The organism is Pseudomonas rhizophila (assembly GCF_003033885.1).
Taxonomy (GTDB): Bacteria; Pseudomonadota; Gammaproteobacteria; order Pseudomonadales; family Pseudomonadaceae; genus Aquipseudomonas; species Aquipseudomonas rhizophila.
The window spans coordinates 2,358,406-2,373,437 of sequence record NZ_CP024081.1 but is presented as its reverse complement, the minus strand read 5'-3'; the positions used below and the strand labels follow the sequence as shown (position 1 = coordinate 2,373,437).

Here is a 15,032-nt window from a genome sequence, read left to right as displayed (position 1 = left end):
GGATGCATTCCCACGCAGAGCGTGGGAACGATCATAACCCTTGTGTGCCTGACTGAGTGGCGAGGGAGCTTGCTCCCGCTGGGCTGCGCAGCAGCCGCAAACCGGGGCTGCAGCGCTGCTCGAGCGGGAGCAGGCTCCCTCGCCACAGGCTTGTACAACCGGGACCGTATGTCCCTCTACATATTTCCAAAGGCCCTGAACACGCCAATCATGGCGGGGCCGATGGCGACCAGGAAGAAGCTTGGCCAGAGGCAGAAGATCAGCGGAAAGATCAGTTTGGTGCCGATTTTGGCCCCCATCTCCTCGGCCGCCTGGGTGCGCCGATCACGAAACTCATCGGCGTAGATACGCAGGGTATCGGCCACGCTGGTGCCGAAGCGGATGCTCTGGGCCAACAGGCTGACCAGGCCCTGGATATCATCCAGGCCGGTGCGCAGGGCCAGTTGCTTGAGAGCGTCGGTGCTGGTGATACCCGCGCGGATCTGCGCGTTCACCAGGGCCAGCTCTTCGGCCAGCTCAACCTGGCTGACCGACATCTCTTCGGCCACCCGTTCTATGGTGGTGGGCAGGGCCAGGCCTGACTCGACGCACACCACCATCAGGTCCAGCGCATCGGGAAATGCCGCCCGCAGCCGCGCTTGTCGCGCCTGCTTGCGCTTGCCGACGTACAGCGCCGGCAGCAACCATCCGATACCCGCCATCAAGGTCGCCACCAGCAAACCGACAATCAAGGACACCTTGATCAGCGGCAGCAGCAGTAACGTAACGCCAAGCAGCAGCAACGGCAGCATCAGGCGCACGGCCCAGTACATCTGCACCGCCGATGCGGAACGGTAGCCGGCGTGTGTGAGCAGGGTCAGGGTGGCGCTGGCCTGGGCCGGGTCAGTCGCTGCGAACCGCTGGCCGACCCGCTCCAGCAAGAGTTGCAGGTTACCTGGCGCCTCCTGCCCTTGCGTGCTGCCGGAATATCCCCGCTTGATCAGCGCCAGACGCCGTTGCACCGGGTCCTGCAGGCCGAGCATCAGCAAGATCATGGCGACGACCGCCAGTACCGTACTGAGACCGATCACGGCGATGAACAACAGCCGTGCCGCCTCCTCGTTTCCCGTAAACCGACTGAACAACCCGAGCAGAAAATCCATGACTGATACCTCTCGCCGCAAGGGCGCTTAAACCTGGATCCGGATGATTTTTCGGATCCAGAGAATCCCCAGCAACATGGCGCCGAACGCGAACATGATCAGCTTGTGGCCTATAGGGTCGTTGATCAGCACCGGCATGTAGCTGGGGCTGGTGAGCACAATGGCGATCGCCAGCACGAAAGGGATCGCCACCAGCACCCAGGCCGACATGCGCCCTTCCGCCGACAAGGTCCGGATCTTGCGCTGGAAGCGGAAGCGCCCGCGGATCAAGCGGCTCAGGCGCTCCAGCACTTCGGTCAGATTGCCGCCGGTTTCGCGGTGGATAAGTATGGAGGTCACCAGCATCATCACCGTCATGCTCGGCATGCGCTCCAACAGCCCGAGCATGGCCCGGCGCACATCGTTGCCATAGTTGATGTCGGCGAAGGTCATGCCGAACTCCTGGGCGACCGGCCCCCTGTGCTCCTCGGCAACCAGGCGCAGGGTTTCGTTGAACGGGTGCCCGGCGCGCAAGGCCCGGCACATGGCGTCCAGCGCATCCGGCAAGCCTTCCTCGAAGGCGGCGAAGCGCTTGCTACGATCACGCATGATCTTCAGCACCGGCAGCCAGGTCACCGCAAAGGCCGCCAGCAGCGCCATCCACCACACCGGCCAGAACATCAACACCACGGCACCGGCCGCTACGCCCAGGGCCAGGCCGAGCGCCATTACCCGGTAGGCCCGGTATTCGTGGCCGGCCTGCTCGATCAACTGGGTCAGGTTGGCCATGAACGGTAATTGTTCAAGCCGGGCTTCCAGGGGCGACAAGCGCGTCAGGTACTTCTGCCGCAACACGGTCTGCATGTTGGGCAGATGGTTGGCTTTCTCCAGCACATGCAGGCGCCCACGGATGCGCTTGCGCATTTTGCCGGCCTCGCCGAACACCGGCACCACCACGCCCTGGGACAGGAGGAAGACGGCGATGAACACCATGGCGAGAAAAATCAGGATGAACTCACTGGGGATGTTGTTCATGACGTCCGAGCCTCCATCCACTCAGGGCGGAACAGGGTCAGCGGCAACTCGATGCCGCGCCTGGCCAACACGTCGCGAAAGGCCGGGATCATGCCGCTGGGCCGATAATCCCCCAGCACCTCGCCGTTTTCCCCGATGCCTTGGCGCGTGAAAGAGAAAATTTCGGTCATGGTGATGATCTCCCCTTCCATGCCGTTGATCTCTTGCATGCTCACCACACGACGTTTGCCGTCTTCTTGACGCTCCAGCTGGATCACCACATCGATGGCAGAGGCAATTTGTTGACGCATGGCTTTGATCGGAAAAGTCGCGCCGGTCATCGACACCATGTTCTCGATTCGTCCCAAGGCATCGCGCGCGGTATTGGCGTGGATTGTGGTCAGCGAGCCATCGTGGCCGGTGTTCATGGCGGTGAGCATGTCCAGCGCTTCGGCGCCGCGCACCTCGCCGATGACAATGCGGTCCGGACGCATCCGCAGGCTGTTGCGCACCAGTTCCCGCTGGCTGACCTCGCCGCGCCCCTCAATGTTCGAAGGACGGGTTTCCAGGCGCACCACGTGAGGTTGCTGCAATTGCAGTTCGGCCGAGTCCTCGATGGTAACGATGCGTTCGTTGTGAGGGATGAAACTGGACAGCACGTTGAGCATGGTGGTCTTGCCACTGCCGGTGCCGCCGGAAATCAGCACGTTCAAACGCCCACGGACAATCGCCTTGAGCAACAAGGCAATGGCCGGGGTCATGGTGCCCACCTGGATCAGGCTGTCGGTGTTGAGCAGGTCCACGGCAAAGCGACGGATCGACATGCTCGGACCGTCGATGGCCAGTGGCGGGATGATTGCGTTGACCCGCGAGCCGTCCTTGAGCCGGGCGTCCACCAGGGGGGACGACTCGTCGATACGCCGGCCCAGGCTGGAGACGATGCGGTCAATGATGTTCAGCAGATGCTGGTCGTCGCGAAAGCGCACGTCGGTTCTTTGCAGCTTGCCGAAGCGTTCGACATAGACCGAGGCGAAACCGTTGACCAGGATGTCGGACACGCTATGGTCGGCCAGCAACGGCTCCAAAGGCCCCAGCCCGAGCACTTCGTCGGTGATCTGCTTGATGATCAACTGACGGCTGGCGGAGCTTACCGGCGCCGAATGCTCATCGAGCAAACGCTGGCAGATATCGCGTATCTGCCTCGCCGCTTCGGCCTGCTCGAGGGAGTCGAGCAAGGACAGGTCCATGACCTTGAGCAGTTGCTGGTAGATTTTTTCCCGCCATTGGGCTTCCACCGGGGTGACCTGACTACGGGTTTCGTAGAGCACGTCGGGGATGGCATGCTCCCAGGCCATCAATTGCTCTGTCGGATCCGGCAGGCTGTCGCCAGCCAGTTCAATGGCGGGTTTACCGGACTGTTTACGCAAGCGGTTGCGGAAGTCGCTGATCATGGGTCATCCCCCGAAAAAACGGTTGAAGGCACGTTTGAGCAGGCCTTTGTCTGCGGCCATCTGGTGACCGACCAGGTCTTCGGTCAAATCGCGCAGGGCAACGGTGATGGCCGCCCTCGGCGCATGCAGCCCCAACGGCACGCCAGTGTTCTGACTCTGGCTGACCAGGTTGAAGTCATTGGGTAATTTCGACAGGTTGGTGCACCGCAGGGCTTCTGCGACATCCTTGAGGCTGACCGCAGCCGCCTTGTCATAGCGGTTGACCACCACCTGCAACTGGTCCCCGCGCACGCCCAGGTCCTCGCGAAGAATCCGCACCAGGGCGCTGGCATCGCGCAGATGGCTGACGCTTTGTTGAACCACCACGTAGACCCGGTCGACCTGCTCCAGCACAGAGCCGGTGAGGTGGTCGATCTGACGCGGCAGGTCCACTACCACCCAGTCATAGCTGGCACGGGCCAATTGCAACAAGGCGTCGAGTTGTTCCGGCTGGGCGTCCTGTGGCAGGCACAACTCGCCGCTACGGCCACCCAGCACGTGCAAGGTCGGACTGAAGTGGCTGCAAAAACCCCGCAGGGCGATACTGTCCAGGTCCTCGACCTGTTGCAGCACTTGCAGATGGCTATGGGACTGGGCCACATCCAGATAGTGGGTCACGCTGCCAAATTGCAGGTCCATATCCAGCAGCAGAGTGGTACCTGCCTGGGCGCTGAGTTGCTGGGCCAGGTTGCAGGCCACCAGCGTTGCACCGGAACCACCCTTGGCGCCGATCACGGCGACCAGCTTGCCTTCGGCGCCGTGGCCGACGCGGACCTCCGCAACCAGACGATTCAGGGCGGCCACCAGTTCCGTCTCGGCGAAAGGCTCGGGCAGCACGTCCCGGGCACCGGCCTGCATTGCCAGCCGCATGCCTTCCTGCTCGCCCATCAGACCGCACACCAGCATCGGTGGACGCTCATGGGCAGGCCGCTGCAGCAACGCCGCCAGCTCTTCGCGCCACAAGTGACTGACCCGCAACAACAGCAGATCGGGCATTCGCTCCAGGCCATAGAGCGGATCGACATGGCCGTTGCTCACCAGGCGCGTGCTCACTTCCAGGCAAGGCATGCGCTGGCAGACGCATTGCAAGTCGCGCAGGGACGAAGCGTCACGGCTGCTGATCAGTAACCGCAGCCCGGCTTTGCCGGTGACGGTCGACAGTGGAGTTTCCCTGGTATTCAGCATGGTGTGATCTCCCCGGAATCGGAATGACGCCCAAGGCTTTCGCGTGGCAAGGTCGCCCTGAATGTGGGCAAGGTAATGGGCACGCCAAACCCAGGAATGAACAGATTGAAAACAAAGTTCTCCACGCTCAACTGGACGTAACGGATAGCGCGAAAGCCGTTGGCGCTGACCGTGTCGGCGGGGTTCGCCACCACCGCGCCGTTCACATCCAGATAGGTCAGCGCCAGGTTCGAGGTGGCGAGGCTGCTGATCAATTGGCTGGTGCCTGCGTCCGTCGCGGCGTTGAAGATGGCCCGGCGCAACACCACCGGATCGTTGATGTTGCACACCGCCGCCAGACGCGCGCCGCGCCGCGCGGCCTCATCCAAGGCATTGGCGGTGAAATACAGCCGGCCCATCTCCACCACGCCAAACAGCAGGATGAACACCAGCAGGCCAACGAAGGCGAACTCCACGATATAGGTGCCTTGCATGTGCTTGTTGTTCATCACAACGCCCTCATGACGGTGGTCGCGACCAGTGGGATACCCAGCGCAATGGCACTGCCGAAAAAACCGGGAATTGTTCCGCCGCAATTGCCCGCTCCAATCACCGGGCAAAAGGTGTAGGTGATGGTGACACGCACATGGTCAGCCCCCACCGCCGCGACCTCCACGTTAGCCGTGGTCAACCCGGCCACCACAGCGGTGCCGGCCTGGCTCGGGGTGCCATACACCGCGACGTTTTTCGTCTGGGTCTGCAGCGTGTTGTTCAGGGCAATGGTGCCCAGGGTGGTATTCCAGGCCTGGCTGGCGACGAATCGATTGGCATCACGGCTGGCCTGTAGCAGCACGTTGTATTGGAAGAGCATGCGGCCGAACTCGCCAAAAGCCAGCAACAGCAGCAGCAACAACGGCAGCACCAGGGTGAATTCCACCAGCGCCACGCCTTGCTGGGCCTGCGCGGGTTTGAAATGGGCAAGTCTCATGACGCCTCCTACGAGTCGGTGCTCGGAGTGCCGCTGCCGTTGAGATAGGTTTTGTAGAGCTGAATGACCTGCGGCCCGGTATCGCTGACCGGCGTGGGGCCGGGCACATTATCGCCTTCGCATTCCTGGACGAACTGGCCAAAGATGATGGAGTCCGAACCTCCGCCATTCACCGGTTGCACGACGAAATAGCAGCCAAAACCCAGGACGGGAATCGAGGTAGAACCGCTCAGTTTGCCGGTGCAGTCACCGATCACGATCTTGAGCATCCGCCGTTCGAAAACCCCGTTGCTCTCACAGCCATTGCCAGCTCCGGCCACACAGGCGGCAACTGCTGTTCGCCAGTCGTTGTAGTCCAGTATTGCCTCGCCGCCGGCCGAGAGATCGCCGTTGCTCGAAGTAATGGGCTGTCCTTTGTATTGCGCCTGGGAGAGCGAATCGTTATAGGTCATCGCCGGGTTGCTCGAAGTGGTGACCAGGTCGGGTGGATAGTCCGAAGAACTGACCGGACCGTTATAGATACCGAATCGCGTGTTCAAGCCCTGGGAAGTCGGGCCGGCTTTGTTGCCCGGTGCGGTCTGGACGTTGTCCCCGACACTGCGGCAGACCGAACCGCCGCCCGCCAAGTCTTCGCGCACAGCACTGCCGCCGGAGCCGAAATCGAGCAGTTGGAAATTGCCCGGGCCAATGGGCGACGTGTTGCCCGCGGCCGTCTTCAGCACCGTCAGGTCGCCAAAGCGGTAACTCCAGAAATTTCCGGCAGCCGGGTCGTATTGGCTGGTGTCGCCGCAGACCATCAAGGGCGCCAGATCACACGGAGCCGTCGGGCTGGGGCCTGCGGTGGCGATCGCCGCCACGGCCTTGTTGCCCAGGCCGGCACTGCCCATCGTTTGAACGAAACTCCAGAAAAAACCGCTCAACCGATAGCTGGACACCGACACTCGCACGTATTTGGCATCCGCCGGCCCGGGATAGGAGAACGGGCCATAAACGCTGCTGGCCAACTCCACTGCGGCGAACGCAGCCGGGTTGCCGGCGACAGCGGTTGCCAGTTCAGCGTTGCCCGCAGCGTCGGCATTGCGTGTCAGCGTGTCCAGGGCAGCGGCCCGAGTCGTGCTGGCCATGTTGAGCCCTCCCGTCACCTGGCTCAGGGTCTTGGCGCCGCTCAGGGCCGCGGCATCCACGGCATTTTGCAGACGGGTCTTGTTCAGCAGCATGTGTCCGCCATCCAGGGCCAATGCCGCCATCATGGAAATCGCCATTAACGCGATCACCATCAATACACTCACTGCTCCTTCCTGGCGCCGAGGCGCCGCAGTGACAGGCTGCCGGATACTGGGATTCATGATCGAGCCCTCGTTTGCCGACACGTGAGGATCGGCATCGCCATGGCCGAAGGGACCAGGCATTTTTCTACGCGTTTCAGTGAACGTTGACGACGCTGCTTTCAACTCCACGGATCACCGTGATCCCGCTGGCCTGCGCTTTGGGGCTGCGCTGCACTACGGGCTTTGGCACCGCAGCAGTCGCCACCGCCATCACCGGAGCCGGAGGGGGCGCCACGACCACGGTTTTTTTCTCCAGGTTCAGCGGGTTACGCAAGGCCAGTTGCAACTTGCCTTCGGTCTGCGCAGTCACCAGGGCCTCCGCTTCAGTGGCCGACATTTCCAGCGTCACGGCCCTTACCACCACCGGCTGGGTCTTGTCGGTGCCCGCCGTCTGATCCACCGCCAGCACCCGCAGGTTTTCAAGAATGGTCCGGGACACGGCGTTGTTACTGCCGGCGCTGGTGGTCTTGGTTGCCAGCACGTCGACCCGGTTCCCCGGCAACAGGAACCCACCCACACCGACCACATCATCGACCCGTACCGATATGGCGCGTTTGTCAGGATCGATCAGGGACGCCAGGGTGCTGCCACCCAGGTGCTCACTCAGACGCGCGCCCCGCACGATGTCACCGCGCAGAATGTCGAACGTTGCGATCTTGCCCACGGCCTGTTCGCTGGAGTCAAAGGCATCGTCCGGGATCGTATCCATGGGCATGCGCACGGTCGTGACCTGTTGGGCCTCGACCATCTGCCCGAAGGGAATTGGTACGGTGGCGACCACCACACTTCGCAAGTGGTCATCGGGTTTGGCGTTAAGTCGTGCGCTCAGCCAGGAGTCAGCCATCCATGCGGCACCCAGGCCCATTACCAGGGAAACGCCAATCAGCGAAAGCGTACGAGAGCTCATGTCGGTATCTCCGATTCAAAGGAAGTCGAGCTGAACGAAGTAGTTGTGCCAGGCCCATTCCAGCTCTTGCGGCAACAGGGGCCCGGAACCGCCCAGGTAACGCTGGCGGTCGAGCGCCATGTTCAACAGGTCACGGGGATGGCAAGGCACCAGCGGCATGCCCTCGCCGGCATAAAGCTGCTGCAGCACATAGCGCACCAGCAGCGGGTCATGGGGAATGCCCAGACGTTCGCACTCCTGGCGCCAGATGCGCTCGTATTCTTCGGGCTTGAGGTAACCGAACTGCACCTTGTAGCCAATGCGGCGCAGAAAGGCCTCGTCAGCCAGTTCCAGGGGGTTGAGGTTGGTGGAAAACACCAGGACCAGATCGAACGGCAATTCGCAATGGCGACCGCCGCCCAGGTTGATGAAGTCGCGCTTTTCTTCCATCGGCACGATCCAGCGGTTGAGCAATTCGGCCGGGGCCATGCGCTGGCGTCCCATGTCATCGATGATGAACAGGCCGTTGCTGGCCTTGAGCTGCAACGCGGCCTGGTATTGGCGAGTAAAGGGGTCATAGCGAACGTCCAGCTGCTCCATGTTCAACTCGCCGCCCGTGATGACAATCGGGCGTTTGCAGCACAGCAGCCGACGGTCGATGCCTTCATTAAGCATCAGATTGTTCGATTGACTCTTGTCATCCAGGCGCTGATGCACTTGCGGGTCATAGATCTCGATCACCGACTCATTGATGACGATGGCATGGGGCACCCAGATGGCCTCGGCGAACAGCCGGATAAGACGACTGCTGACATAGGTCTTACCCGTGCCCGCCGGGCCGTAAATCATGATCGCCCGCCCTGAATTCAGTGCCACACCCAACTGATCGAGCATGCCTTGCGACAGCACCATGCCGGCCAGGGCCCGTTGCATGTCGGTGGCGGTAATACGCCCATGGTGAATGGTCTGGATCTTGATCAGGGACCGATAGCTACTCACCGGAAAAGGTGCCGCACCGATATAGCCACTGCGAGACAGGGCATCGCGGGCGGCACTGCGGCCACGTTCGGTCAGGCCGTAACGCAAGGCCTGCACACTTGTTTGCCCGAGCTGGCCGAGCACTTCGACACGACCGTCCTTGCGCAGGAACGCCAGGACTTCTTCCAGTACCGCGCCGGTCAGCGCCAGGCGTTCCACCAGCCGCGGCAGGTCCAACACACCGGCGTCGTGCAGATGCTTGCAGACCAGCTCGCCGAGAAAACTGTCGCTCAGGCCGGTGTCTTGAATCGTGCATGGCTGAGGTGCCAGGCGTTGCACCGCTTCCCGTTCACTGGGGTAGGCATCACTATCGTTGATGACGTGCATGACTAGACTCCCCAGCCATCGGCAATCAGCTGCCAGTAGACGCTGTTCAAGGTGCCGATCAGGATCGCGATCGAATAAGGAAAAGGTTTGCCGGCCACTTCATCCGCGGTAGGTGCCAGGTAAGCCTGGGCCCGCACAATCAGCCAGTAACGCTGGAGGGTCTGGAGCAACTGACCGCGGGCCAGCACGATCAGAAAACCGCACACGCCACCAGCAATCAGGCTGAACAGCGCAGCCCACAATGCGTAATGAACCGGCAGGAAACTGCCCACCATGGCCATCAACTTGACGTCTCCGGCGGCCATGCCACCCACCGCATACATGGGCAAAAACAGCGCAAAACAGACCAGCATGCCCAGCAGGCTGTCGCCCGTTCCGCTGATCCCGCCTGTATAAGTCTGACCGGCCAAACCCAAGGCCAGGCCCAACAGGACCAGCGTGTTGGGGATGCGGTGGCGAAGCAAATCGCTCACCACCGCCACACCCAGCAGTCCTAGCAGCAGCACCGTCGACACCAGCAATTCCATGGACATGGCGCGTCTCCCTGTTGCAGTTATCGTTAGCAGGCCACGTTGCCGTTGACGGCCTGGCACAGCGCACGGATCTTGGTGTCCACCGCGCCGCCCAGAAGAACGAAGGCTGCCGCCACCAACACCGTGATCAAACCTCCCGCGACGGCGTATTCAACAATGGTCAGGCCATCTTCATCTTTGGCGAACCGGCTGATCGAAGTTCTTATTGTGTGCAGAGTCATTTTTTTCACCTCACCTTTGAATAAAGGTTGTAACGCCATGAACTGAGTTGTCGGGGACAACGCCAAGTCCATTTAGTGATTCGTTGTACTCACAGCAAAAGAGTCGCAAGCGAGGCTTCCTTGAAAGCTGCCGTGTCCCCGCGCAGTTATCGCTATCAGCAGGCAACGTTGCCGTTGACGGCCTGGCACAGCGCGCGGATCTTGGTATTCACGGCACCGCCCAGAAGAACGAAGGCGGCGGCCACCAACACCGTAATCAACCCACCGGCCACGGCGTATTCCACAATGGTCAGGCCGTCTTCATCTTTGGCGAACTTCAGCACCGAAGCCTTGATTGTTTGAAGAGTCATTTTGCGCACCTCATCAGGGTTGTTTTCAGAGGCAGTACATTTGCAACTGCCTGATGCAACCCTAGTCAGCGGGTGGGGATAGCCGTTAGGAGGATTTTGCACATCGCTAGGATTATTTTGCGGGGGGAGCTAGGCATGCCTTGCGATTGCAACTCGCAACGATTCGCGCTCTGCCGCTCTGAGCATACGGCGCTTAAAAAACCGGCTTTTTATAAAAAATTATTCGGCGAAGTGATGGCACATTGGCAATACTGCTAGCTTAAGGGCAGTCGCAACGCTGAGTGGTAAGCACATGCCGTCGAATCTGACTAGAAAGCCAAAGCTGTTGTGGTTCGATCTGACTCACGATCGGTCCACCCCGGAACTTGTCAGCCAGTTCGAGGACACTTGCGACTGCACCCAGGCAAAAGATGCCCTGCTGCCCGGCGGGGAACAGGCGGACATGATCTGCATCCATTTCGATCGCCCGGATACGCCGGGCCTGAGGCGGTTGCTGGAGATCAAACGCACCGTCCCTGCCACTCCCATCACCATGTTCACCGTGCAGCACTCCGAAGAACTGGCCGTCTGGGCCATGCGCTCGAGTGTGTGGGAATACATGGTACTGCCCCTGTCAGCCACAGAGAGGAAGCGCTACCTGACTGCCCTGGTGCAATTATGCGAGTTACGCCGCCACACCTGTGGCCCGCGCAAGACTTCGTTGATCGACCACGCGCCAACCCTGCCAGACAGCATCCGCCTGACCTCGGGGCACCAGAAACACCAGGCCCTGAGCCATATCATGCTGTACATCGACCAACATTTTCGCGACAGCATCGATCAGCGGGACCTGGCCAAGCGATGCGGTATGACCACGTTTCGCTTCAGCCGTGTGTTCAAGGAAGCCAACGGGCTTGGCTTCACCGATTACGTGCTGAACAAACGCATGAGCTTTGCCAAGGAACTGCTCGACAATAGCCAGATGCCTATCACCAGCATCGGCTATGAGGCCGGGTTCAAGGATCCCTCCTACTTCGCCCGCGCCTTCAAGCAGTACGCCAACTGCACACCCAGTGAATACCGCCTGGCGCGGCAGATGCGAACAATGATTCCCGCTCCCGATCTGCCGGAAAACGAGCGCGCAGACGCACTTGAGAGCCTGGTGGAGAGCCTCGAAGATTGAAGCACGCTTTTTCACGGACGAAAAAAAACGCCGCTCAATGAGCGGCGTTTTTTTGAATTTGGAGCGGGAAACGAGACTCGAACTCGCGACCCCGACCTTGGCAAGGTCGTGCTCTACCAACTGAGCTATTCCCGCAAATGGCGTCCCCTAGGGGACTCGAACCCCTGTTACCGCCGTGAAAGGGCGGTGTCCTAGGCCACTAGACGAAGGGGACACGCTGCCCGGAACACATGGTGTGTGTTCCAGTGCCCAGATCCGTACCCGAAGATATCGGTTCTGGTTTCACTCAGCCCTGCCCGAAGGCAACGCTGTTTAAAATTGGAGCGGGAAACGAGACTCGAACTCGCGACCCCGACCTTGGCAAGGTCGTGCTCTACCAACTGAGCTATTCCCGCATTGGCGTCCCCTAGGGGACTCGAACCCCTGTTACCGCCGTGAAAGGGCGGTGTCCTAGGCCACTAGACGAAGGGGACACACGTACAACATTCACTGCTTATCGCGTTTGGCTAAGTGCTTTACGCTGTAAGTGGCGCGCATTCTATGGATGGATTGCTGGGTCGTCAACCCCCAGATATAAATTTATTTAAATCAATGACTTCGCCCGGTTTAGGGGCTGTTCGCACATTTTGCCCGTCCGGTCTCTGGCGCCTATATTCTGTCATCCGCCAAGACGTTATAGTCGTGTCCGACAAATAGTGGCAATGTGCATCCATATTCGCCGTACTTCCATACGCAGTGCCACGCCTGTCTAATCGCATCGCACAGGCCTATGCGCTTAAAAGCCAAGCCACTACACTCTTGATATGCGAACCCCAATAAAGAGGTCTTACCGGTGACACCACTCATGATCACCCTGCTCGTCGTAGCCGGGATCGCACTGTTGATCGCCATTGGCTACATGAACCATGTGGTGGAAAACAACAAGCTGGAAAAGGCCCGTACCAAGATTGAACTCAACGACCGTTTACGTCGTTGTGGCGAGCTCACCGAGACCTTTCCCGGACAATTGATGACCCCGGCCCTGAAGCTGTTGATCACGCGTCTTGAGATCAACGTCTGTCAGCGCCTGCTGAACCTGGAGAAAACCAATACGGCGGTCAAGGCGCGCCTGGACGAACTGAATGCGCTGGCCGCACAGGGTGAATCGATTCCGGTGAACAACCCACCGGCACCGATCCAGACCGAAGCCAAGGCCAAGGATGTGCGGTTTCTGCTCGAGGCCCTTCATGGTCAGATTACCCGCGCCGCCCAGGATGGTTTCCTGCCGCCCAACGAAGCCAAGCGCTGGATCCGCGAAGTGCGACACATCCTGGTGCTGTTGCACATCGAGTTCTTCAATAATCTCGGCCAACACGCCTTGCAGCAAGAACAACCGGGGCAGGCCCGCCTGGCGTTCGAACGGGGTGTGCAGTACCTGCGCAAGCAACAGGAACCGCAGGTCTATGCCGAACAACTGGACTACCTGGAAAAACTCCTGGCCCGCGCCAATGCCATGGTTCTGGCCAGCACCCAGCCGGTCGAAGGCGAAGTCAACCAGTTGACCGAAGGGCTGAAGGACGCCGAAGTAAACGACGAGTGGAAGAAGAAGAAGGTTTACGACTGATATTCGGGTTAGGCTCTCAAGCCTGACTCCTGTGTAGCGAGGTGATTTATCCCCTCGCTACACAGGGTCCGTCGACAGCTCACAGCCTGAAATGCCCCACCATCCCCTTGAGCTCAACCCCTAGCTGCGCCAGCTCAATGCTCGACGCGGCATTGCCCTGCATCGCCAGGGAAGATTGATCGGCACTGGCGCGGATGCTGGTGACACTGCGGTTGATCTCTTCAGCCACCGAACTCTGTTGCTCGGCCGCCGCCGCGATCTGCTGGTTCATCTGCTGGATCAGCGACACCGCCGCCGCAATGCTCCCCAGGGCGCTTTCGGTTTGCAGGGCATCACTGACCGCCATCTTCACCAGCTCGCCACTGCTCTGGATCTGCTGCACGGAGGTCTGGGCTGCTGAGCGCAAGGCGCTCACCAGGCGTTCGATTTCCTCGGTGGACTGTTGCGTGCGCTTGGCCAAGGCCCGCACTTCATCGGCCACCACCGCAAAGCCCCTGCCCTGCTCACCGGCCCTGGCCGCTTCGATGGCCGCATTGAGCGCCAGCAAGTTGGTCTGCTCAGCCACGCTCTTGATCACGCTCAACACCGTGCCAATGTTCTGGATCTCAGCGCTGAGGCTTTCGATACTGCTGCTGGCTGAAGTGGCCGAGTCGGCCAATTGTTCAATGCGCACCATGCTCTGACGCACCACCTGCTGACCGCTTTCAACCTTATCGTCGGCGGTCTGGGCCGCTTGGGCCGCCTCTTCGGCATTGCGCGCCACGTCGTGCACGGTGGCGGTCATCTGGTTCATGGCCGTGGCGACCTGTTCGGTCTCCTCCTTCTGGCTGCTGACCTCCAGGTTGGTCTGCTCGGTCACGGCCGACAGCGATTGGGCGGAGTTGGCCAACTGTTCGATACCGGCCTGCAAACCGCTGACGATACTGCTCAGGCCCGCCCCCATCTGTTGCATGGCGAGCATCAGTTGACCGATCTCATCCTGGCGCGTCACCTGCACCGTTGCACTCAAGTCGCCCGAGGCAATCTGCTGTGCAACACGGATGACGCTGCGCAACGGCCCGACGATCAACCGGGTAATGACCCAGGCCGCAATCAGTCCCACCAGCAGCGCCAGGGCCGACGAGCCGATGATCAGCAGCGAATTCTTCTTCAGTTCCGTCTGCATGGCACCATCCTCGGCGGTGTAAGCCTGGTCAACCCGCTCCACTACCTGGGAGGCACGCTCGTGCAGTTGCTGGTAGACGATTTTCTCCTGGGCCAGCAGGCCGGTGTATTCAGCGAGTTTTTCGTTGAAACCAGCGATATGCCCGGCCACTTCGTTAAGCACGGTCTGGTATCCCGGGTCCTTGACGGCGGTCTTGAGCACCTCGGCCTGCTTCATGGCTTGCTCGGCCTGTTCGATAGTGCCCTGCCCGCCCTCTTCAGAACCTTTGCGGCTTTGATCCAGGCGTACCCGCGCTTCGTTCATGGCCTGCAACATCAACCGTGACACTTCGCTGACCTGATTGGCTTGCTCGATGAACTCGCCGCCCTCCTTGCCTTCGGACTCTTTCAGGGTATAAGCGCCATCATCTGCCAGGCCCGCTTGCAGCACATCCAGGTTATTGGCAACGCTGGACACTGACCAACTGGCCATTTCCAGTGCCAGATCCTTGCTCTGGCTCAACTCGACGAATTCGTCGAACGCCTTGCGATAAGCCGCCAAGGCTTGCTCCACGTCGTTCATCACCGGCACGTTGGCCGCCGATTGCGCCTTGAGCTCGTTGGCCTGGGCAATCAGTCCGTCCACGCCCAGCCGCAAGGCATC

Annotated in this window: 15 protein-coding genes, 4 tRNA genes and 1 pseudogene; 2 read left to right on the top strand and 18 right to left on the bottom strand. The window is 60.5% G+C overall.

The genetic code is table 11. The features are described from left to right. Nucleotides 1-176: 176 nt before the first annotated feature. The 12 genes from CRX69_RS11065 to CRX69_RS11010 form a co-directional block, all read right to left on the bottom strand. Nucleotides 177-1,142: a type II secretion system F family protein gene (locus CRX69_RS11065; RefSeq protein WP_047228167.1), complete on the bottom strand. Its 966-nt coding sequence runs from the start codon at nt 1,140-1,142 to the stop codon at nt 177-179. A gap of 27 nt (nt 1,143-1,169) precedes the next feature. After that, the gene (locus CRX69_RS11060) at nt 1,170-2,156 is read right to left on the bottom strand and encodes a type II secretion system F family protein (RefSeq protein WP_047228166.1); all 987 of its coding nucleotides are present in this window, start codon (nt 2,154-2,156) and stop codon (nt 1,170-1,172) included. Then, the gene (locus CRX69_RS11055; RefSeq protein ID WP_047228165.1) at nt 2,153-3,586 is read right to left on the bottom strand and encodes a TadA family conjugal transfer-associated ATPase; all 1,434 of its coding nucleotides are present in this window, start codon (nt 3,584-3,586) and stop codon (nt 2,153-2,155) included. Before CRX69_RS11055 ends, CRX69_RS11060 begins: the two co-directional genes overlap by 4 nt. A 3-nt stretch (nt 3,587-3,589) precedes the next feature. Continuing rightward, a complete protein-coding gene (locus CRX69_RS11050; RefSeq protein WP_047228164.1) occupies nt 3,590-4,810 on the bottom strand; it encodes an AAA family ATPase in 1,221 nt (406 codons plus the stop codon). Next, nucleotides 4,804-5,298 carry a TadE family protein gene (locus CRX69_RS11045; protein WP_107322005.1) on the bottom strand — a complete coding sequence of 165 codons (495 nt, stop codon included), beginning with the start codon at nt 5,296-5,298 and terminating at the stop codon, nt 4,804-4,806. Before CRX69_RS11045 ends, CRX69_RS11050 begins: the two co-directional genes overlap by 7 nt. Next, nucleotides 5,298-5,777, bottom strand: a complete 480-nt coding sequence (locus CRX69_RS11040) for a TadE/TadG family type IV pilus assembly protein (protein ID WP_047228162.1) — start codon at nt 5,775-5,777, stop codon at nt 5,298-5,300. The genes CRX69_RS11045 and CRX69_RS11040 overlap by 1 nt, the downstream gene beginning before the upstream one ends. Before the next feature lie 8 nt (nt 5,778-5,785). Continuing rightward, a complete protein-coding gene (locus tag CRX69_RS11035; protein WP_371516650.1) occupies nt 5,786-7,123 on the bottom strand; it encodes a TadE/TadG family type IV pilus assembly protein in 1,338 nt (445 codons plus the stop codon). 76 nt (nt 7,124-7,199) lie between these two features. Further along, nucleotides 7,200-8,012 carry a Flp pilus assembly protein CpaB gene (gene cpaB / locus CRX69_RS11030; RefSeq protein WP_047228161.1) on the bottom strand — a complete coding sequence of 271 codons (813 nt, stop codon included), beginning with the start codon at nt 8,010-8,012 and terminating at the stop codon, nt 7,200-7,202. A gap of 15 nt (nt 8,013-8,027) precedes the next feature. Next, a complete protein-coding gene (locus CRX69_RS11025) occupies nt 8,028-9,356 on the bottom strand; it encodes a P-loop NTPase family protein (protein ID WP_107322004.1) in 1,329 nt (442 codons plus the stop codon). A gap of 2 nt (nt 9,357-9,358) precedes the next feature. Beyond that, complete coding sequence (locus CRX69_RS11020; RefSeq protein WP_047228159.1) at nt 9,359-9,889, bottom strand: A24 family peptidase; 531 nt, start codon at nt 9,887-9,889, stop codon at nt 9,359-9,361. A 26-nt stretch (nt 9,890-9,915) separates the two neighbouring features. Beyond that, a complete protein-coding gene (locus CRX69_RS11015; RefSeq protein WP_047228300.1) occupies nt 9,916-10,110 on the bottom strand; it encodes a Flp family type IVb pilin in 195 nt (64 codons plus the stop codon). 155 nt (nt 10,111-10,265) lie between these two features. Continuing rightward, on the bottom strand, nt 10,266-10,460 hold the full coding sequence (locus tag CRX69_RS11010; protein WP_008070254.1) for a Flp family type IVb pilin: 195 nt from the start codon (nt 10,458-10,460) through the stop codon (nt 10,266-10,268). 292 nt (nt 10,461-10,752) lie between these two features. Between CRX69_RS11010 and CRX69_RS11005 the strand changes: the two genes are divergently transcribed. Next, complete coding sequence (locus tag CRX69_RS11005) at nt 10,753-11,622, top strand: response regulator transcription factor (RefSeq protein ID WP_047228158.1); 870 nt, start codon at nt 10,753-10,755, stop codon at nt 11,620-11,622. A gap of 59 nt (nt 11,623-11,681) precedes the next feature. Here CRX69_RS11005 and CRX69_RS11000 read toward each other — a convergent pair. The 4 genes from CRX69_RS11000 to CRX69_RS10985 form a co-directional block, all read right to left on the bottom strand. Beyond that, a tRNA-Gly gene (locus CRX69_RS11000) sits at nt 11,682-11,757 on the bottom strand. Nucleotides 11,758-11,760: 3 nt separating this feature from the next. Beyond that, nucleotides 11,761-11,836 (bottom strand) — tRNA-Glu (locus CRX69_RS10995). Between the two features lie 105 nt (nt 11,837-11,941). Beyond that, nucleotides 11,942-12,017, bottom strand: a tRNA-Gly gene (locus CRX69_RS10990). Between the two features lie 2 nt (nt 12,018-12,019). Continuing rightward, nucleotides 12,020-12,095: transfer RNA gene (locus CRX69_RS10985), tRNA-Glu, on the bottom strand. Between the two features lie 371 nt (nt 12,096-12,466). On the opposite strand from CRX69_RS10985, the gene CRX69_RS10980 reads away from it, so the two are divergent. Then, nucleotides 12,467-13,225, top strand: a complete 759-nt coding sequence (locus tag CRX69_RS10980) for a hypothetical protein (protein ID WP_076383820.1) — start codon at nt 12,467-12,469, stop codon at nt 13,223-13,225. Nucleotides 13,226-13,304: 79 nt separating this feature from the next. Here the strand turns inward: CRX69_RS10980 and CRX69_RS28220 are convergent, their stop codons facing one another. Next, entirely contained in the window at nt 13,305-14,168 is an 864-nt protein-coding gene (locus tag CRX69_RS28220; RefSeq protein ID WP_371264151.1) for a methyl-accepting chemotaxis protein, read from the bottom strand. Then, a pseudogene (locus tag CRX69_RS28215) lies at nt 14,166-14,390 on the bottom strand (HAMP domain-containing protein); the annotation flags it as partial. The gene CRX69_RS28220 and the pseudogene CRX69_RS28215, both read right to left, overlap by 3 nt. Nucleotides 14,391-15,032 lie beyond the last annotated feature (642 nt).